This is a genomic window from Pseudomonas orientalis, assembly GCF_001439815.1.
Lineage (GTDB): Bacteria > Pseudomonadota > Gammaproteobacteria > Pseudomonadales > Pseudomonadaceae > Aquipseudomonas > Aquipseudomonas orientalis.
Window position 1 is genome coordinate 612,829 of the sequence record NZ_JYLM01000001.1, and the last position, 20,368, is coordinate 633,196.

Consider the following 20,368-nt stretch of genomic DNA (forward strand, 5'->3'; position numbering starts at 1 on the left):
AGGAGGGATCAGGCCAGGCAGTCGCCGTGGGCGCGCAGTGCCCGTCGGGCGTAGTAACTGAATGCGGCGCCGTGGCGTTTCGGGGTGCAGATCCAGTCGTGAGCTTCTTTGCCCAGCGCTTCGGGAATGGGGCGGATTTCCCCCGCGCTCATAGCAAGCAACTGCATCCTGGCCGCCCGTTCAAAAAGCAGCGCGAGCACGCAAGCTTCTTCGATTGAGCTGCCTGCAATCAGCAAACCATGGTGAGAAAGCAGGATGGCGCGCTTGTCGCCGATTGCCTTTGCAATGATCTCGCCTTCTTCATTGCCCACCGGAACACCCGGCCAATCCTTGAGAAAGGCGCAGTCGTCGTACAGCGGGCAGATGTCCATATGGGAAACCGCGAGCGGCACTTCCAGCATCGACAGCGTGGCGCTGTGCAGAGGGTGTGTATGGATGATGCAGTTCACATCCGGGCGAGCCCGGTAGAGCCAGCTGTGGAAGCGATTGGCCGGGTTTGCCATGCCTTGACCCTTGAGTACCTTGAGGTCTTCATCGACCACCAGCAGGTTCGAGCCGCTGATCTCGTCAAAACCCAGGCCCAGGCGCTGCGTATAATACGTACCCGGCACTTCGGCGCGGGCGGTGATCTGCCCGGCAAGTCCCGAATCATGTCCGCCGTCAAAAAGTATTCGGCAAGTCAGTGCAAGCTTCTGTCTCGGGGTATATTCGTTATCGATCAGTGCCGTCGCCATTTGCTTCTCGGCAAGGGTGACGAGCTGATCCTTCGGGGTCTGCAGGGTCGTGGTCATGGTCAGTACCTGGTTTAAAACAGCTCAAATTGCCAAAGAGTCGCTGCAACGGCTCTCCAGGACACATTGAGATCGTAATGACACAATGTGTCATTTGCAACCCGCGTGTCATTATTTTTCAAGGAATAGCGTTCGATGGCGGTACAGCTGAGAATTTTGCGCAAGAAGATGGGAATAACCCTGGAGCAACTGGCCGGGCAAACCGGATTGACCAAGAGCTACCTGTCGAAAGTGGAGCGGGGTGTAAGTTCGCCGTCTATTGCAGTGGCGCTCAAACTGGCGAAGGCCTTGAATGCACAAGCCGAAGAACTGTTCAGCACCGAAGCGGTGCCCGCCGAAGGCTACAGTCTGGTGCGACGTCAGCCGCGCGAAGCCATTGATGGCGGTCTACCCGCAGCTCACGTGCCGCTGGCGCGGCATATCGGGCATCGGGCTTTGCTGCCATTTCTGGTCTACCCGCCGCGCTCATTCGGCCACTCTGCCTTCAAGGAGCACCTGGGAGAGGAATTCATCTATGTGATCCGTGGTCGTGTCGAAGTCGATTTCGGAAACGAGCGCCAGACGCTGGATGAAGGCGACGCCCTGCATTTCAATGCCCAGAAATCTCACCGGCTACGCTCCGTTTCCGACGAGCAAGCCGAGTTGCTGGTCGTCGTACATAGCTCGGACTAGCCGCAGCACTCGAGATGTATGGATGCCTGGAGCGTGGTTGCCGTGAAGGCGCATTGACGGATTTTCAGGGCGCCAGTTCGCTTCCTGACAAAACCTGTTCGCCCAACGAATACAGCAAGGTTCCATACCCCAACTGATCGTAGCCCCCGCTGTTCGGCCCGTAATCGCCGCCACCGCCTTCCACCTGGACCTTATGCGCGAAGGCTTTCACGTTCGGCGCCTTGAGGCCTTTAAGCACCACGTAGTGGTTGTAGAGCAGTTCCCAGATCGGCCGGATGTCGCCGCGATGCTCTGCCGAGATAATGGTTTGCTTGAAACCGCTGTTGATAAAGGGGGTGAAAGGCACGTCCTGGCCAAGGTTGTACCTGGCCACATACTCGGCGCCTTGCAGCACGCGGTTGTTCTGGTACCCGAACAGGTCGTCGCCCTGGCTCCAGGCCATTTGGCAGAAACTGCCGAGCAAAGCGATGTCGAGCAGGGTGTGCGCCTGGTCACGCCCGCTCTCCTGGACCTGGCCCAGGCCATTGCCGTAGAGCTTCCACACCACGTGTTCAATGGAACCGTTGCCGGCGCCGTGTTTGAAATAGTTGACCGCTTCCTCATAGATATCGCGGCGGTCGGTCAGTACGCCAATTGCCAGCATCGCGTTCATATTGGCCAGGTCCCAGTTCGCCCAATAGTGGTCGACCGGCGCGTTATTGTGACGCACCAGGAAATCATGGTTCATCGGGTAGAACACCGTGAGCATCATGCTCTGGAACCGATGAAAGTCCGCCGCCTTCCACTTTGGATAACCGCGCAGTATTTCGGCGGCATTGGCGAGTTGGTAACCGTACAGGCCTGATGCCAGGAAACGGTCCGATGTGCCTTCAATCGCCGTCAGGGTGGTGGACCATTGGTTCAACATCGCTACGGCTTTGTCGGCATACGCGGGATCGCCCGAGAGCTGCCAGCGCAGGGCCAAGGCATACGCGGCGGCGGCGTCGTTGAATAACCTGGCGTAGTTTTCCGGATGCTGGCCATCCGCACCCCGATACACCACCGCGACCGGGCTCGGGTTCCAGGCCAGTGAGGCATGACGGTTGGCGATCAGCTTCTGCCAACCGGCCAGCCACGGCTGGTTGTGGTTGGCCAATTTTTCGCGGATGCGTATGAAGTCCTGCTCGGTCTGCAACAGGCCAGGGTGGACGAACGCGGAGGCTTGAGCACCGATACTCGGCGACAGCGCGCCAAGCAGCGCGGCCCCGAGAATTACGCGCTTGAGGTTGCGCTTTGCCTTCAACGAAAAATTCATGGTGTGTTCGCCTTGATGTGTGAATGTTTACGCGGTGTGAACAGCAATACGTACAGCACGGGGATCAACCCCAGGGTGACCAACGTGCCCAGCGCCAGGCCACCCATCAGCGTGATCGCCATGCCTTCCCACAATGGCCCGGCGAACAGCATCAGCGGCACCAGTCCGATAATGCAGGTCAGTTTGGTCATGACGATGGGGCGCAGGCGTTTCACGGCGGCATTCACCACCGCCTCGTACACCGGCAGGCCCTCGTGCAGTTCCGCCTCGATACGCTCCAGCAACAGCACGGCGTTGTTGACGATAATCCCCGCCAGTGACAACAGGCCGAAGGTGGCCATGAAGCCGAACGGGTAACCGGTAATTAATAGCGCAACGGCCACGCCGATCAGTACGAAGGGAATGGCGGAGACGACGATCAGCAGCTTGCGGAACGAATTGAACTGCCAGACGAACAGCAACAGCATGGCGATCAGCGCGTGGGGAAGGTATTGCAGCAATGCCTGGTTGGCGTCCGCCGAGTCTTCGATTTCGCCGCCCAGCTCGATGCGGTAACCCGGCGGCAGGGCCAGTGCCGCCACCTGCGGCGCCAACCGTTCGACGATGGAGGTCGCCGTCAACGACGGGTTATGCCCGACCACAGTGATGGCGCGTTCCTGATTGCGCCGCATCAGGGTGGAAGGTTCGCTTGACGCGACGATGCGGGCAACGGCCGCCAACGGCACGGGTGTCGAGCCGTCGGCGGGGTAGACCAGGATGCCGCGCAGAGCCGGCGAGACATCGGTTGTCGTCGCCGGCTCGCGCACCACCAGCGGGACGCGGGTCTGGTTGTCCTGCAATGACGAAACCTGAATGCCGCCGAAGTGCAGCTGCAAGGCCTGGGCAATGGCTTGGGTGTCGACACCGGCGCGGCGCGCACTGTGCTGATCGACCTCGACGGTATAACGCGCCAGACGTGTGCTCCAGTCATCGCGCACATCCAGTGTCCCCGGCACTTCCCGCAGGGCCTTTTCGATCTGGCCGGCCAGGCTGCGCAATACCTGCTCGTCCGGGCCCAGCACGCGATAGATCGCGACACCGGCCTCGGTGGTGCCCAGGGAAAAACGCTTGGGCTCGGCGCGCAGTTCCGGGTGGTGCTTGAGCAGATAGCGACGCGTATTGGCGATGACTGCATCGATATCCGTACCGGCCTTGACGCTGACAGTGAAGTAAGCGGTTTCCGGTGCCGGCAACGGCGGGTTGAGGCCCAGCACGATACGCGGCCCGCCGTCGCCGACGTAGCCGATACTGTCGGCCACCTGGGGTTCCTTGCTCAGCCACAGGCTGATCTCGCGCACGCTTTGCAAGGTCTTGCGCGAGCCGCTGCCGGGTTCCAGGCTGATGGGCACCTGAAACTGCAAGCGGTCCGACTGAGGCAGAAAGTCATAGGGCACGCGCATCAGTTCGAAGATCGCGGCGGCGAGTAACACCAGCATGGCCATCAGAAACAGCGCTTTGTGTTGCAGCACGCGGCCGATGACCGCCCGGTAGCCTCGGTAAAAACCGCTGTCATAGCTGTCCTCTGCCGTGTCCTGGGGGGCAGCTTTGGCAAAATACAGACACAGCAGCGGCGTGACCGTGATGCTCAACAACCACGAGCCGAGCAGGGTCAGCGCCAGCACGACAGCCAATGAGCGCAGGTATTCATTGGTGCTGGTCTGGCCGAGAAAGAATGGCGAGAACGCCAGCACAATCACCAGGGACGAGGTCAACAACGGAATCGCCAGGGTGCGTCCGGCGTCCTCGCAGGCCTGACGTCGGTCCTCGCCGGCGTGGAGCCGGCGCTCGATGTCCTCGGCGATCACGATGCCGTTGTCCACCAGCAAGCCGAGCGCGAGGATGATTGCGGCAATCGACACGGTTTGCAGCTCGACCCCGAGCATGCGCATGGCGATCAACGTACCGAGGATGGTCAGCGGCACAATGGCGCCCACCACCAGCCCGGTGCGCCAGCCCAGGAACAGCATGACCACGGCCATGACGATGACCACCGTCTCGATCATCACATGCTTCATCTTGGCCATCTGCTGGTCGACCACATCCGCCTGGAACGTCACCATATGGGCGCTGAAGCCCAACGGCAGCTGCTGTTCCAGCTGGGCCAAACGCTCGCGCAAGGCCACGCCGAATTGATGCACGTTTTGTCCGGGCGCCATGGATACCGCCAGCACCACCGCGTCCTGGCCTTGATAGACCGCAGCGGTCTGCGGCGGGTCGGCCGCCATCACCGAAATCTGCGCAATGGCGCCGAGGGCCACCGACTGCGCGGTGCCGTCGGCGCCGGGCAGCTGGATCGGCAACTGGCGCAGTTGCTCCAGGCTGAGCACTTCGCCGGTTACGGTTAGCGTGGTGATTTGCCCGCCAATGTCGGCAATACCGCCAGGCGCCAATACGTTCTGTTGCTGCAGTTGTTGGAACAGCTGCTGGGGGGACAAGCCCAGCCCCGCCAGGCGCTGTGGGTTGATGTCGATCGACAGTTGCTGGTCTTGCAGGCCGTGCAACGTCACCTGGCCGATACCGGGCAAGCCGCCCAACTGGTCACGCAGGCGCTTCAACGGTCCGCGCATCTCGCTCATGCTGTAGCCGGGCGCGGTGACAGCGATGGACGCGACGGCGACGCGTCCGAAATTATCGTCGACAAACGGCCCCTGGGTGCCCGGTGGAAAGCTGGCACCGGCCTCGGCGACTTTATTGCGTACCTGCTGCCACAGCACGCCCAGGTCCTTGATCTCATCGCGGGCCGTCACCTGGATGATCACGCTGCCGGGGTGGACGGTGGTCACGATGTTTTTGATCTGCGACAGCTCGCGCAGTTTTTCTTCGGTAGGCCGGGCCAGCAACTCTTCGGCGCGTTCGCTGGGCAGGCCGGGGAATTGGATGCTCACCAGCGCATCGCGAATCGTCACCGAGGGCTCTTCCTGGGTCGGAAAGCTCAGGAATGTGGCCACGCCTGCGAGCAGGATCAGCAGGGCAGTAAACAACGTCAGGCGGCTCGCGCCCAGGGCGTGACGGGTCAGGTTGATCATTCGGGCGTGCTCAAACGGCTGGAGGGCGAGAGCAGGTTGACGGGCTGGCCGTCGGTGAGAAACGCCACACCGGTGACGACCACTTGCTCGCCGTCCTTGAGGCCGTTGTCGATGGCGACACGGCCCTGGTCGATCAGGCCGATCGTAATATCACGCAGGGCGACCTTGCCCTGGGCAGGGTCATAGACGAACACCTGCACCTGGCTGGCGTCGCCGCCCATACGCAGCGCCTGGGTCGGAATCGACAGCGCGCGCGCGGCAGGCGCCGCCAATCGCACGTTGAGGTTCACGCCGCTGGGGAGCGCGAGGGCGCGGGCGTCCAGGCGAAAACGCGCGCTTTGCAACAGGCCGTTCTGCGCGCGCGTCGACAAGCCTTCGAGCACCAGCGGCAGGGTTGAGCCGGGCGCTGCCGGGTCGTTGGCGGCGGCGTGGTCGCCAGGCTTGAGGCCGGCGGCCTGTTCCACCGGAATTTGCACGATGACCTGCAGCGCGCCGCCGGCCTCCAGTTCCATCACCCCTTGGCCGGGCGACAACTCGCTGTACAACTGCGCGGGTCTGGCCACGACGCGGCCGTCAAACGGCGCAATCAGTTGGCCCTGGCGTTGATCGCGGCGTACCAGGTCCAGCGCCGCCTCATCGGCGGCCTGCTGTGCAACGGCGGCTTGCCACGCGGCTTCGGCTTGCTCCACGGCGCTGGCCGCAACGCTGCCCTGGGCGTAAAGCTGTTGCTGGCGCAGCTTGTTGCGCTTGCGCTCGCCGGTTTGCGCCACGCTGGCGAACAAGGCCGCCTGCGCTTGTTTCAGGCGTAACTGCACGGCCGACGTGTCCAGGCTCGCCAGCACCTGGCCTTGTTTTACGGCATCGCCGACGTCGACGTTCAACGCCACTAATCGGCCCGCGCCTTCGAAGGCCAGGGCCGCGCGTTGGCGTTGGCGCACCACACCGGTCAACGGCGCAGCGTCGACCTCTGTAGCATGCACGGTGGCGACTTTGACGGACCTTACCGCCGGCTCCGGCACCGCTTCCTCGCGCGAACAGGCCGCCACCATCAGGCAGACAACGCCGAACATCAGGGGACGGTCCCAAGGACGGAACAACTGAGCAAAACCCTGCATGCCTGGCGCCTCGTTATCAGAAGGTGTAGTTGATGGCGAACATGCCCAGACCTGCGCTTTCACGCCGGATCAGCGGGCTGTTGCGCGCCTGGTCGGCGTACTGGGTCAGCGTCAGGCTGGCCAGCGTCGACCAGTGCGCGTTCAGGCTGTGCTGCCAGTTCAAGGCGGCGGAGTAGGCATAGATCCCGGCATCGGCGTTGTATTTGCCATAGAGCGAACGCTGGCTCTGCGCCTGGGTGACGCCGAAGAAGGTCTGGTTGTAGCGGCCGTCGCCGGCATGGGCGTCGATGTCCAGGGCCAGGGTGTCGCTGTCGGTATGCAACAGGATGCCTTCCAGGCCAAAGCGGTAGCGGTTGCCACGGTGTTCGCCGGCCATGCGCAGTTCGGCTTCGCCGCTGACCGACAGCCAGTCAAACAGCTGCTGGCTGAGGGTGAAGTCGGCGACGGTGGCGCCGTTGATATCGCCCATGCCGTTCAGCTCGCGGTCGCCCGGGCGGCTGGTGCTGTCCTTCTCCTTACGGCCCAGGTCGTAGTTGATCGCCGCGCTGGCGCCAAAGCCGCTGTCGGATTGAAATTGCACGCCGAGGCCTCGGGTGGTGTCGGCGAACAGCGCGCCGCGCTGGATGCTGAACATCGGCAGCACGAGCGCGCGGTAGCGGTCGGCGCCCATGTAGCGCGGCGTGACCCCCATGCCAAGGCCCAGGGTGGCGGTGGTCTTGTCGGCTGCCGGGCTGGCGTCGGCCGCCTGTGCCGGGATCGCGAGCGTGCAGGCCATCAAGGCGGCGGCGCCCCACAGCACGGTACGGGTACGGGGAGTGGTCAAGTTCATGGTGAAACCCTTTCAGCGGAGGAAAATAGCGGTGCGCCGGACAGCGCGCGATACAGCGCCAGGCGGTTGAACAACAACTGGTAGGTGGCCTTGCGCAATTCAATGTGCGATTCAGCCAGGCGAATTGCCGCGGCCAAGTGCTCCGAACGCGCGGCCGCACCCGCGGCAATCTGCTGGTCGAGACGCTTGGCCTTTAATGCGGTCAACGACGCCAGATCGATCTGCGTGGTGGCGTTGGCCAGCGCTTGTTGGCGTTGGCTCAACAGGTCGGCGATTTCACGGAAGGCGTCCTGCACGGTCTTTTCGTATTGGGCGACGGCGGACTGTTGGCGAGCGGTGGCCAGGTCCAGGTTGGCCTGGTTGCGGCCACCGTCGAACAGCGGCAGGTTCAGTTGCGGGGTGAACAGCCAGGCGCCGCTGCCGGATGAAAACAAGTTGCTCAAGCGCGGGCTGGCGATGCCCGCGCCGGTGCTCAAGGTGATGGAGGGAAAGAACGCCGCACGGGCGGCACCGATGTTGGCGTTCGCGGCGCGCAGGGCTTGTTCGCACTGGCGCACATCGAAGCGTTGCAACAGTCGTTGGGACGAGAGTTCGATCAGCCAGGGCGGGGTATCCAGATCAATTACCGGGCCTGTCGTGGCAACGGTCGAAGGCGCGGCCTGATAGCCGGTCACCCATGCCAGCGCCTGCTGTGCACTGGCGTGGTCGGCGCTTGCATCCTGCCATTGCTGGGCGGCACGCCGAACCTCCATGCGCTGGGTGTCGACCGTGTCCTGGGCGACGAGGCCTTCCTTTTGCTGGCCGTCGAGTACGCTCAGCAGCAGGTTCTGGTTGTCGAGAATGGACTGCGTGTCGGACTGCACACCTGCCTGCAAGCGCTCTTGCAAATACAGGCGTGCCACTTCAACGATCAGCGCCTTGCGCACGGCCAAAGCCCCGTAGCGTGTAGCCAGGTAGTCATGCTGCGCCGCCTCCGACAGGCTGCGCACTCGGCCGAAAAAATCCAGCTCGAAGTCCGATACGCCGACGGACGCCACCGCAATGTCTTGTCCATAACGTTCGTCGGCGGCCTTGTCGTGCAAGTGCTGGCGGTTGCGTTGCAGGCCCAGGGCCACGGTGGGCATGCGATCGGCGCTGGAAATGCCGTACTGGGCACGGGCTTGCTCGACACGCAGCAATGCCAGGCGCAGGTCGCGATTGTAGTTCAGGGCTTGTTCAACCCGATGCGGCAACTGCGCCGATGAATCCAGGCCGGCCAGCAATTGTCGCTCCTCCTCGGAAAGCCCCTCGACCTCACCGGTCACGGAGGAGGGCGTGCCCGTCGAAGGTTCGCCTTGCAGGGTCTGCGGCACCGGCAGCACGGGCGCCTGGTACTCCGGTGCCAACGAGCAGCCGGCCAGCGTGCCGACCAGCAGCAAAACCGCGCCGAGGCGTTCAGTCAGCTTGACAGGCTTGGACAGCAGTACGGTGGTCGGCATGGGGTCGGTTCGCGAAAGTCGGGCGTAGGGCAATACTGGCAGCGGACTTTCAATAAACCGTGTGTGAATTATCAAGGTTTCATCAAGGGACTTCTTTGTGTGAAGAAAACCTGTCTTCATTGTCGAAAACGACGCCGACAGCGCCCGCGCAATCAACCCGGAAAAATGGGTGGATGACTGCACCTGGCGCCGGTGGCCAGTGCGAGCGGCCGGTTCTGAAACCAGTGACTTTTCCCGTAAGCCTTGGTGAGCGAAGGCAGGCCTGTTTTCATACCTATGGGTAGATAACTATTTAAATATAGGTAATTATGCCTTCGAAGGCGTCAATCCGAACGCCTCCTGCGGCAGCATCGACGGGGCATGACCATGGCGAAGAGTCATCGATTTGAGCGAATCCTTCTCACCAACGACGATGGTATTGATGCCCCAGGGCTCAAGGTACTTGAACGTATTGCCTGCCAATTAGCGAATGAGGTGTGGGTCGTCGCACCGTTACTTGATCAAAGCGGCACGTCACATTCATTGAGTCTGCATGCTCCCTTGCGGCTGAGTTACCAGGGAACACGCAGGTTTGCGGTTACCGGAACCCCCGCTGACTGCATAGCCCTGGCACTTGGGCATCTGCTCAGTCACGACAAGCCCGACCTGATTTTATCCGGCGTGAATCGCGGGGCGAACCTGGGAACGGAAACGGTATTCTCGGGTACCGTCGGAGCGGCGATGACGGGGTTACTCTTCGGTATCCCATCCATCGCACTGAGCCAGGCGTTTACGGATCGCAGCGCGGTGCCCTGGGAAAACGCACTCAACCACGGCGCCCCCGTGATTGAACAACTGATGGCCCAGCAGTGGCCGCAAGACGTTTGCTTGAACGTCAATTTCCCGAGCTGCGCACCCGGTGCCGTGTTGCCACTGAAAATAACGCGGCAAGGCAGAGGCCGCCTGGAGGGGGTGTCGGTTCGTTCGGAAAATGACCCGCGTGGGCTGGAATACCATTGGCTGCAATTGCGCAGGCACCCGTGCACGGACGAACCTGGGACGGAAACGGCTGAAAGTCTTGGCGGACATATCACCGCAACGCCGTTGCAGTTCGAGCGTACCTACGCGTCGGCGAGCATGACGTGCGAAAACAGGATCTTCCCCTTGGGCGCATTCGACAGCGAGCTTCAGCGCCAGTCGGAGCTTCCATAGCTGCTGAGTTTGTCCATGAGCAATCCAGCTGCTTCCAGTCGCTTGCGTTCACTGGCCGTCAGACAGGCGTCTACCGCTTCAGCAAGCCATTCATCACGGCGCTGACGACTTGCCTGCAACACGCATCGGCCTTGCTCCGAAAGGCCGATCCAGGTGCGTCTGCGGTCTTCGGTATCTGGTGTGCGGGTAATCAAGTCTCGCGCCTCCAGGTCCTTCAACAGGGAGGCAAGGTTGGACGAGCGGATATTTTCCGCCTCGGCAATTTTCGAAGGCGTTGCCATGCCGTCCATTTGATCGATTGCGCTCAATACCAGCATCTGCGACCAAGTATCGGGGTGATTTTGCGCCTCTTGGCGCAGGCGTTTGTTCAGGCGCGTAAAGCGCTCGCGAAATAACGAAATATGCATGTGCCCCAGACCCTGAAAATGCCTATAGGATTGTAACCAAATCGGGTGACGAGGAGGCAAGCGTTCACGCGGAACATTCGACTCGACAACAGAGCATCAGAGGTCAAGGAAGAGCCAGGATCAGGTCCATACCGAAAATAAATTCATTTGTTTATTGGAAGCCCGCTCTTTTCCAACCTGACCCCGTGATAGCACCGAGCTATCAATGCAGTGCGTAATACTCAATGGATTCGCTATCCGGCATCGACGTATCTTCAAGGCACCCAGCGTGATTGGCTCACCGCGCCCCTCGCGTCATCCGCATCAATCCAGTCCCATGACGGGCATATTCCAGAGTAAGCCATGAAGAAAACGCTTTCGTTGGCCACACGCATAGGGCTGAGTTTCGCAGCCATCCTGGCGCTTCTGATAATGATCACTGCCATCGGCATCCAGCGCGTTGGGTTCATCGATGCCACGTTGGGCGACGTCAGTGAAAACGCAGCAAAGGTGCAGCGCTACGCCATCAATTTCCGTGGCAGCGTGCATAACCGCGCCATCGCTATCCGGGATGCGGTGCTGGTGACGAGCGACCCTGATCTGGACACCTACTTGTCGCAGATTAAAGCTCTGGAAAAAGCCTACGCCGACTCGGCGGCGCCAATGGATCAGTTGTTCGAACGCGCAAGCGTTACGGGCGAAGAGCTTCGACTGCTGACCGCCATTAAGGATATTGAACAACAAACCCTGAAATCCACCCAAGCGGTCATCTCACTGCGCCGAGCGGGGGACATTCCGGGAGCCCAGGCGCTTTTGATGCGTCAAACGTCTTCGGATTACAGTGAGTGGTTAAAGCGCGTGAATGCGCTGATTGACTATGAAGAGGCATCCATCAAGGCCAAGCTCGGCGCGGTTCAGGAAACGGCCAGCCAGTTCAGTACCCTGATGTTGATTGCGACCGGTATTGCCCTGCTGCTGAGCGTCACGCTATCGGCGGTGATTATTCGCTTCGTTAAATCGACATTGGGCGCGGAGCCCACTGAGGTGGCATTAGCCATTGAGCGTCTGGCGGCGGGTGATCTGAACCAGACGATTTCCACCGATTACCCCAAGAGCGTGATGGGTGTGCTCAAAGACGCTCTTGTGCACTTGGCAGAGACTATTCAGCAAGTGCGCAGGGCAGCCCATGAGGTCAATCATTCCTCCATTCAATTGTCTGCCAGCTCGTCGACCAACAATGACCATATCAACCTGCAAACCCACGAAGCCGAGCAGGTAGCCGCAGCCATCACGCAAATGGCCGCTACGGTCAGCGAAGTATCCGGGTATGCCGCGCAGGCAGCCGATGCTTCCCGCTTGGCTGACATCGAAGTGGAAAACGGTAATCGATTGGTTGCGAGTACTGCTGTTTCCATCGAGCAATTGGCAATAACGCTGGAGCAAACCACGGGTACCGTAAATCAGGTATCCCAATACAGCGAAAATATCGAGTCGGTGATCGATGTCATCAACTCCATCGCCGCTCAAACCAACTTGCTGGCGCTGAACGCTGCTATTGAAGCGGCAAGGGCTGGGGAACATGGGCGTGGATTTGCGGTGGTCGCCGATGAAGTGCGCTCGCTGGCCAACCGTACCCAGCAGTCAACCGAGGAGATTCGGCAGATGATCAGCACGCTGCAATCGGGGACAGAAGCCGCCTCGCAAACCATGCGCAACAGTTGCGAACTGGCGAGTCAAACCGTCACACAAACCCGCAGCGCGCAGAGTGCACTGGCCAGGATCAGCGAGCAGGTGGGCGCCATCAGTCATATGAACGCGCAGATTGCCAGCGCTTCTGTACAGCAGAGTGGCGTGGCTGACGATGTCGCTCAGAACATCAACCGTATTCACGGCTCCACCGTGCAATCAGCCACCGGCTCCCATCAAATTGCAACCGCTAGCATGGAACTCTCGCAGTTAGCGGATCGCCTTGCAGCGAAAGTGGCTTTTTTCACGGCGGCTTAGGATGTCAGTTGGTGCAGGACGGCTTCTTTGACATATAGGAGGGCTGAGGTCGGTACTTTAATTTTATCTGCGTCGAACGGCCTCAATATCATGCAGGGGGTGCCGATAGACTTGCTATGACCCTATAGGCGGTTTTCCATGTTCAATACCAAACTCAAGAACCAGCTTCACGCCCAGACGGCAGAGCTGTTGGAACTGCGCCAACTGCGCGATGGCCTGAACCGCGAAATGCTGACGTTGAGTATTGATCCGGCGTTCAAAATTATCGCATGCAACGAAAATTTCGCAGGTGCCTTGGGCTATAACCAGGATCGGCTCGTGGGTCGTGCCATGGCTGATGTTGTTCCGCAGTACGTATCCAAGCTCCCGTGCTTCCATAACTTTCGAGCAGCGGTAGCGGCGGGTAAGTCCATCTCTGATGAATACAGATACCTGCACGCTGACGGTTCCCTGGTGTGGCTTCACGCGCATTGGCAACCGGTAAAGGATGAAAATGGCAGGTTGAGCCATGTGACCTGCCATGCCACGAACATCACGTCGCGAGTGGAAGAAGCGTCGGAAAACACATCCTTCATCGATGCATTACTTCGTTCGACGGCAGTGATCGAGTTCGATCTTTCCGGGCACGTACTCATGGCCAATGAGCAGTTCTTGAAAGCGATGGGCTACAGCCTGAACCAGGCAAAGGGCAGTCACCACCGTATTTTCTGCAGGCCGGAAGAAGCGTCATCGCAGAAATACAAGGAGTTCTGGTCTACCTTGAACAAGGGTGAGTTTGTCGCCGGGCGATTTGAGCGTGTTGACAGCAGCGGTAGGACGGTATGGCTGGAAGCGACGTATAACCCGGTTTATGACACCGAAGGAACGCTCTGCAAGGTCGTCAAGTTTGCGACGGTTATCACCGACCAGGTTGCGCGTGAGCAGGAAGTCAGTGAAGCAGCCCAAACTGCATTTGAGATCTCCCGGCAGACGGATGTGACTGCTCAGCGCGGGGCCGTTGTAGTCAACGATACGATGCACACGATGCGTAAAGTCGCTGGTGATATGCAGGCTGCCTCTGGCGGGGTAGAGGCGCTCGGGAAGCAGTCGCTGTTGATCAGCTCGATCATTCAGACGATCAGCAGTATTGCTCAGCAAACCAACTTGTTGGCATTGAATGCTGCGATTGAAGCTGCTCGCGCAGGTGAGCAGGGGCGAGGCTTCGCCGTGGTAGCGGATGAGGTCCGACAATTAGCCGGCCGCACCAGTACCGCCACTGAAGAAATCGCATCGGTTGTGTTGCAGAACCAGAAGCTGGTGGAACAAACCGTCGCTGAGATGGCAAACAGTAAGTCCCAGGCGGAGCAAGGCCTTGAACTTGCCACGCAGGCAGGCCAGGTCATTGTTGAAATTCAGGATGGCGCCAAGCGAGTAGTCGAAGCGGTGGGCAGGTTCGCGACTCAAGTGGCTTAGGGCAGGAACCGTTGGCCGCACTGTTCCCGCCGCTCGAAGCCTCTGCCCGCGACGTCAAAGAAACCTCCTCTATCTCATTACCTTCGTTGAGAGTTTGATGGAACACGCTGAAGATCTGTCACCCATTGAACAACGTCGTTTTCTGCGAATTCGAGAGCTGTGTCTGCTCGACGATCAGCGCGACGATACGTTTGATCAAATCGTTGCGCTCTGTGCTGAATACTTCCGAGCACCCATCGTGCTTATTTCAATTGTGGATGAACACAAACAGTGGTTCCGTGCCAAGGTCGGAGTGAGTATCAATGAAACGCCCCGCAGCGAATCGTTCTGTGCCCATACCTTGTACTCGCACGAGTTTCTCGAAGTGCCGGACGCGACGCTCGATCTGCGTTTTCAAGACAACCCCCTGGTCACCGGGCTTCCAGGTATCCGCTATTACGCGGGTGCGCCCCTGACCACTGACGACGGTTTGGGTCTTGGCGCGCTCTGCGTGATTGATACCGTAGCCAGGCCAAGGATGAGCGAACAAGATGCCTCGATGCTGAGGCATTTGGCCGCACTGGTGATGAGTAGAATCATTGCGCTGAGATCAGAAAACTATGTTGACCCTGCCACAGGCTTATACAACCGCGCTCGGCTTGAGAGCGACATCGGCAAGGCTCAGAATCGCGCAGACGTCTGTAGCATCGTAGCGATTGATGTGATTTCTCCCGACTTTTTGAACGAGGTCGTCAAGACGTTGGGCTATGAGTTTTCCCTGGAGTTGATGTTGGCTATCAAGGAGCGCCTGTTAAGCATTGTTCCACCCGAATCCCCGCTTTACAAAATCAGCCCTACACGGTTCGGCCTTGTTTTGCCTTACCCAATTGCAGAAGCGGTCAGCAAGGCTGTTATCAATGACTACGTTACGCCGGTGCTGTGCCACGACATTCCGTTGCAGATGACCGTCGGTGTGGGATTGTTAAAACTTGGGGGGGCAGGTGAGTCGCCGCATGAGTGCTTACGTCTGGCGATCAGCGCCGCAGATGATGCTCGAGATCGAATGGTGGGCTGGTGTTACTACGAGGCTAAACTGGACACCGCGCAGCAGCGCACTTTTATTATCTTGAGCTCGCTGGCAACGGCTATAGCCAGCGATGAACAATTCAGAATGGTCTACCAGCCTCGTATTGATATAGGCACCGCAAAATGCACGTCGGTTGAGGCGCTGCTGCGCTGGGAACATCCGCTTCTTGGGGCAATTGGACCTTCAGAGTTCATACCGCTGGCTGAAAAAACAGCGTTAATGGGGCAGATCAGTTTGTGGGTCTTGCACAACACGATCGACCAAGCTGCCCAGTGGCAGCGTCAGGGCTTGAATTTCAAGGTGTCGATCAATGTAACTGTGCAGGATATTGAGTCTTCAGTATTCATAAACGCTCTGGTTCGCAGGGTTCGACAGGCTGATTTCGATCCTCGGTTACTTGAAGTGGAGTTGACTGAAAGCGCCCGCATAGATGACTTCGACAGCGTGCTGCTCCATCTCAATCAGCTGCGTGCGTTGGGCATCGGGATTGCCATTGATGACTTCGGTACGGGCTATAGTAATTGGTCTCACCTGCAACGGCTCCCCGCCAGTGTCGTCAAATTGGATCGTTCACTGATTGAAAACCTGGTCCAGCAGTCCAGGAGTCAGTGCCTGGTACGCACCATTATCAAACTTGCCCATTCGTTGGGGTACCGCGTTGTGGCTGAGGGCGTTGAGACCCTTCAAACGTATGAGCTTGTCAGTGGCTGGGGATGTCATGAGGTCCAGGGATATTTGATCGCAAGGCCGATGGAGGCTGCTGCGATACCTGGATGGTTATCTAATCGCGCCTGAGAATAATCACCCGAGCCTGTCCCTTTTTTTCAACTCGCCTGTCATTCCAGGCAGTGAATAAAATCGAGAGCCCTCCCATGCCCGCCGTCCCCGCCATGTCCTTGCGTCCCTTACTGAAACTGAGCCTGCTGCTCAGCCTCGGCACCAGCCCGCTGTTCATCCCGTTCAGTTACGCCGAAGACGCCGCCGCCCGTCGCAGTTACCAGGTGCCGGCCGGCAGCTTGAGTGCGGCGCTGACGCGTTTCGCCGGGCTGGCGGGGGTCAACCTGTCGATCGATCCGGCGCTGGTCAGCGGTCGCAGCAGCAGTGGCTTGTCCGGCGATTATGGTGTGGAGGAGGGCTTTGCACGGTTGCTGCAAGGTTCCGGTCTGCAGCTGCAACCGATGGGCGAGCAGGCGTATGTGTTGGTGGCGGTGCCGGACGGCGCGAGCCTGCAATTGGCGCCAACGTCGATTGTGGGCACTACCGGTCTGGCCGATGGCGACACCTATGCCGGTGGCCAGGTGGCGCGTCGGGGTTCGCAAGGGCTGTTGGGCGCGCGGGACTTCATGGAAACGCCGTTCAGCATGACCACCTACACCGCGGATGCGGTGAAGAATCAGCAGGCGCGCACCCTCGGCGATCTGATCGCCAGCGACCCTTCGGTGCGTGCCACCAACCCGGCCGGCGGGCGTTATGAGCAGTTCACCATCCGTGGGTTCAGCCTGTTCAACAGCGACGTGGCCTACAACGGCTTGTACGGTGTGTTGCCGACTTACACCATCGACATGGAAATGGCCGACCGCGTCGATATCGTCAAGGGCCCGACGCAGTTGATCAACGGCATCTCCCCACGCGGCAGTGTCGGCGGCGGGATCAACGTGGTGCCCAAGCGGGCTACCGACAAGGACATCAATTCGTTCACCGGCAGCTGGGCCTCCGACAGCCAGGCCGGTGGTGCGGTGGATATCGGGCGTCGGTTTGGCGAGGACAATAAGTTCGGCATCCGTTTCAACGGGGTGAAGCAGGCCGGGGATACGGAGTGGGATCACCAGTCGGTCGACCGCGAAATGGCGGTGCTCGGCCTGGACTTTCGCGGCGAGCGCCTGCGCCTTTCCACCGATATCGGCCGTACCGAGCGCGACACCGACGCGCCCCAGGAACGCGTGCAAGTCGGCGCCAATGCCAAGGTGCCGAGCGCCAACGATGTGCGACGCAACTACGCGCAGTCCTGGAGCAAGGCCAGTACCAACGACACCTTTGGCACGCTCAACGGCGAGTTCGACCTCAGCGACAGTGTGATGCTGTACGGCGGGGTAGGCGCGCGCAAGAGTAACCATGACTTCCTGCGCCACGCAGTGTCGGTCACCAATAACGCCGGGGATTTCAGCGTGCTGCCGCGTGATTTTACCCGCGATGAAAATGTGCGCACCGCCACCGCCGGCGTGCGCAGCTGGTTCCACACCGGGCCGGTCAGCCATGAAGTCAACCTGGCGGCCAGCTATTTCTACATGGACTTTGAAAACGGCGGGGCGCGCTATGCGGCGGCGCCGAGCAATCTCTATAACCCGGTACAGACCCCGGTGCCCTCGCGGCCGACGCGCTTTGATTCCAGGGTCTACACCGAAAATAAGTTCAGCGGCGTGGCCTTGTCCGACACCCTGGGCTTCTTCGACGACCGCTTGCTGGTGACCCTCGGGGCGCGCTGGCAGCGGGTGAAGGTGGATGACTGGACCGACAACGTCAAAGGCGCCACCGCCTACGATGAAGAAAAGATCTCGCCCTCCGGTGGCGTACTGTTCAAGGCCACCGACAAACTCTCGTTGTATGCCAACTATATGGAGGGCTTGAGCCAGGGCAAGGTCGCACCGTCCACCTCGATCAACGAGGACGAGATCTTCCCGCCCTTTATCAGTCGCCAGATCGAGGCGGGCGCCAAGTACGACGCCGGGGCCTTTGCCGTGACCGCCGCCGTGTTCCGTATCAAGCAGCCGGCGTATGAAACCAACGCCACCTCGCGGGTGTTCGGCCCCAACGGCAAGCGCCAGAACAATGGGGTGGAATTGAGTGTGTTTGGTGAACCGCTGAAGGGGTTCCGCCTGCTTGGCGGGGTGATGTACATCGACAGTGAATTGACCCACACCACCAACGGTGCTTTCGACGGCAATCGCGCCCCCGCCACACCCAAATACAACGTGAACCTGGGCGCCGAATGGGACGTGCCGACGCTCGAAGGCCTGACCTTGACCAGTCGCGGCATCTACTCCAGCTCACAGTACCTGGACCAATCCAACGTCAAGCAGATCGACGCCTGGAACCGCATCGACGTGGGCGCGCGTTACGCGTTCAAGGTCGATGACAAGCACATCACCCTGCGCGCCAATGTGGAGAACGTCGCCGACAAGCGCTACTGGAGTTCGGCCGGTGCGTCGGATGACAGCGAGCCGGGATTGACCCTGTCGACACCGCGTACCTATCTGTTGTCGGCCACTGTCGATTTCTGAGGATTGTAAACAGACCCCAGTGTGGGAGGGGGCTTGCCCCAATGCCAGTCAGTTAAGGCTTTTTGTAGGAGCGAGCTTGCTCGCGAAAAATTCACAGGCACCGCGTTCATTCAGAAAGCACGCATTATCGTTGACGTTTTTCGCGAGCAAGCTCGCTCCTACAGACGGCGGTGTACGCTTAACTGACTGGCATTAGGGCTTGCCCCCGATCGCAAGCCGCCGGCGTTGGAATTCGGTGTGCTGGCGGCCACGCGGGTGCTGGAAAGCCTTGGCGTACTGGCGGTGGTGGATGAGGTGCAGCGCTTGAACCTGTTGGACTGCCGCCTGATCGAACGCGAAAGCGCCTGAGCTTTATTTGCGGCCCAAGAGCAATTTGGATACGGTGCAAGTCTGCCCACAAGGATGTTCCCATGACAGAAAATCCCCCTAAAACCCGCCGTGCACCCAAGGGTGAAAAACGCCGCGAAGAGCTGCTGGACGCAGCTTTGCAGGTGTTCTCCCTGGAGGGCTACAGCGGCGCCTCCGTGGCCCAGGTGGCGGCGATTGTCGGTATTTCCGTGGCTGGCCTGCTGCATCACTTTCCCAGCAAGATCTCGTTGTTGATGGGCGTGCTGCAACGCCGCGACGAAGTCAACCAACGGATTGCCGATGAAGTACGCGCCGAGAAGTCGTTGACCGGGTTGCTTGGCAGCCTGCGCGCGATCAACCGCTCGAATGCCACCGCGCCTGGCGTGGTGCGCGCGTTTACCATTTTGAATGCGGAAAGTCTGCTTGATACGCAACCGGCGTGGAGCTGGTTCCAGGCGCGCTATGCGGGGATCCAGCGCCGTTTGCAGGGGCAGTTTGCCGACCTGGTGGCGGCGGGGGAGGTGCGCGGCGACGTGGACATCGCCGGGCTGGTGGAAGAAATCCTGGCCATGATGGATGGCCTGCAGATCCAGTGGCTGCGCTTTCCGGAGCAGGTGGACCTGGTGGCGCGGTTCGATGCCTACATTGCGCGGGTCGAAGCGGCCATTAGAGCCTGAGTCGATCCCGGTCCAAATGTGGGAGGGGCGGTGCGACGATTCGACTTGCCTCCGATGGCGGCCTCGGGGCCGACCAGGATTTTGATGTCGATCCCGGTCCAAATGTGGGAGGGGGCTTGCCCCCGATGGCGGCCTCAGGGCTGGCCAGGATGTTGGATCAGACCGAGTACATATCCGTTTCTGCGGTCACGGCTGCTATGGGTTCCGCCCTTACGGCGGCTCACTTTTGAAAAGCGCAAAAGTAAGCAAAACGCTCTTGCCCCACCACTCGGCACCTCGCCCAGGCTCGGTGTGCCCGAACGCAGGCTTGAATCCGTGGGCCGCCGCCACGCGCCATCCATGGCGCGGGGCGGCTAACCCGGCGTCCTGCCGGGTTACCCACGGATTCAAGCCTGCGTTCGGCCAGCGTGGTTTAACGGGGCGCCTGAGATCAAGATCAAAAGCCAGATCAAGATCAAGAGCGGCTCGCTGCGCATCGTGGTTAGAGGGCGCGCTACAGTATTGTGTAGGTGTGCCCGATAGCAGTGATTCAGTCGGTACAAGTGTCGACTGAACCACCGCCATCGGGGGCAAGCCCTAATGCCAGTCAGTTAGCGCCGATCCCCTGTGGGAGGGGGCTTGCCCCCGATAGCGGTGGGTCAACCAACATCAGTGCTTGCTGGGCCGACGTCATCGGGGGCAAGCCCCCTCCCACATTTGATCTTCGCTGCTTTAAGCATTTC

The 20,368-nt window shown here is 60.1% G+C and carries 12 protein-coding genes and 5 pseudogenes; 10 read left to right on the top strand and 7 right to left on the bottom strand.

Annotated features, from left to right (window positions below; genetic code table 11):
* Nucleotides 1-8 precede the first annotated feature (8 nt).
* The gene (locus TU82_RS02750; RefSeq protein ID WP_057721581.1) at nt 9-791 is read right to left on the bottom strand and encodes an aldolase; all 783 of its coding nucleotides are present in this window, start codon (nt 789-791) and stop codon (nt 9-11) included.
* Between the two features lie 135 nt (nt 792-926).
* On the opposite strand from TU82_RS02750, the gene TU82_RS02755 reads away from it, so the two are divergent.
* Nucleotides 927-1,463 (top strand): helix-turn-helix domain-containing protein, encoded by a 537-nt coding sequence (locus tag TU82_RS02755; protein ID WP_057721582.1) that lies wholly within the window; start codon nt 927-929, stop codon nt 1,461-1,463.
* Between the two features lie 64 nt (nt 1,464-1,527).
* On the opposite strand, the gene TU82_RS02760 is transcribed toward TU82_RS02755, so the two are convergent.
* Genes TU82_RS02760 through TU82_RS02780 form a run of 5 tightly spaced genes read right to left on the bottom strand, consistent with a single transcriptional unit; the run spans nt 1,528 to nt 9,244 of the window.
* On the bottom strand, nt 1,528-2,757 hold the full coding sequence (locus tag TU82_RS02760; RefSeq protein WP_057721583.1) for an alginate lyase family protein: 1,230 nt from the start codon (nt 2,755-2,757) through the stop codon (nt 1,528-1,530).
* Nucleotides 2,754-5,822, bottom strand: a complete 3,069-nt coding sequence (locus TU82_RS02765; RefSeq protein WP_057721584.1) for an efflux RND transporter permease subunit — start codon at nt 5,820-5,822, stop codon at nt 2,754-2,756. Before TU82_RS02765 ends, TU82_RS02760 begins: the two co-directional genes overlap by 4 nt.
* Nucleotides 5,819-6,937, bottom strand: coding sequence for an efflux RND transporter periplasmic adaptor subunit (locus tag TU82_RS02770; RefSeq protein WP_057721585.1), 1,119 nt, complete (start codon nt 6,935-6,937; stop codon nt 5,819-5,821). The genes TU82_RS02765 and TU82_RS02770 overlap by 4 nt, the downstream gene beginning before the upstream one ends.
* A gap of 16 nt (nt 6,938-6,953) precedes the next feature.
* Nucleotides 6,954-7,766: a MipA/OmpV family protein gene (locus TU82_RS02775; RefSeq protein WP_057721586.1), complete on the bottom strand. Its 813-nt coding sequence runs from the start codon at nt 7,764-7,766 to the stop codon at nt 6,954-6,956.
* On the bottom strand, nt 7,763-9,244 hold the full coding sequence (locus tag TU82_RS02780) for an efflux transporter outer membrane subunit (protein WP_057721587.1): 1,482 nt from the start codon (nt 9,242-9,244) through the stop codon (nt 7,763-7,765). The genes TU82_RS02775 and TU82_RS02780 overlap by 4 nt, the downstream gene beginning before the upstream one ends.
* Before the next feature lie 366 nt (nt 9,245-9,610).
* Here TU82_RS02780 and surE point away from each other — a divergent pair, with 366 nt between their 5' ends.
* Nucleotides 9,611-10,435: a 5'/3'-nucleotidase SurE gene (gene surE, locus TU82_RS02785; protein WP_057721902.1), complete on the top strand. Its 825-nt coding sequence runs from the start codon at nt 9,611-9,613 to the stop codon at nt 10,433-10,435.
* Here surE and TU82_RS02790 read toward each other — a convergent pair.
* Nucleotides 10,411-10,842 (bottom strand): MarR family winged helix-turn-helix transcriptional regulator, encoded by a 432-nt coding sequence (locus TU82_RS02790; protein ID WP_057721588.1) that lies wholly within the window; start codon nt 10,840-10,842, stop codon nt 10,411-10,413. The two genes, surE and TU82_RS02790, sit on opposite strands and share 25 nt — an antisense overlap.
* Before the next feature lie 342 nt (nt 10,843-11,184).
* On the opposite strand from TU82_RS02790, the pseudogene TU82_RS29450 reads away from it, so the two are divergent.
* The 8 genes and pseudogenes from TU82_RS29450 to TU82_RS02815 all read left to right on the top strand — a co-directional run.
* Nucleotides 11,185-11,694: pseudogene (locus TU82_RS29450) on the top strand (MCP four helix bundle domain-containing protein); the annotation flags it as partial.
* 603 nt (nt 11,695-12,297) lie between these two features.
* Nucleotides 12,298-12,825: pseudogene (locus tag TU82_RS29455) on the top strand (methyl-accepting chemotaxis protein); the annotation flags it as partial.
* Between the two features lie 228 nt (nt 12,826-13,053).
* Nucleotides 13,054-13,740: pseudogene (locus tag TU82_RS29460) on the top strand (PAS domain-containing protein); the annotation flags it as partial.
* A gap of 102 nt (nt 13,741-13,842) precedes the next feature.
* A pseudogene (locus TU82_RS29465) lies at nt 13,843-14,277 on the top strand (methyl-accepting chemotaxis protein); the annotation flags it as partial.
* Nucleotides 14,278-14,374: 97 nt separating this feature from the next.
* Entirely contained in the window at nt 14,375-16,138 is a 1,764-nt protein-coding gene (locus TU82_RS02805) for a putative bifunctional diguanylate cyclase/phosphodiesterase (protein ID WP_057721591.1), read from the top strand.
* 77 nt (nt 16,139-16,215) lie between these two features.
* Nucleotides 16,216-18,621: a TonB-dependent receptor gene (locus TU82_RS02810; protein ID WP_057721592.1), complete on the top strand. Its 2,406-nt coding sequence runs from the start codon at nt 16,216-16,218 to the stop codon at nt 18,619-18,621.
* Between the two features lie 213 nt (nt 18,622-18,834).
* Nucleotides 18,835-18,969 (top strand): annotated as a pseudogene (locus tag TU82_RS28585) (LacI family transcriptional regulator); the annotation flags it as partial.
* A gap of 62 nt (nt 18,970-19,031) precedes the next feature.
* Nucleotides 19,032-19,646 carry a TetR/AcrR family transcriptional regulator gene (locus TU82_RS02815; protein ID WP_057721593.1) on the top strand — a complete coding sequence of 205 codons (615 nt, stop codon included), beginning with the start codon at nt 19,032-19,034 and terminating at the stop codon, nt 19,644-19,646.
* Nucleotides 19,647-20,368 lie beyond the last annotated feature (722 nt).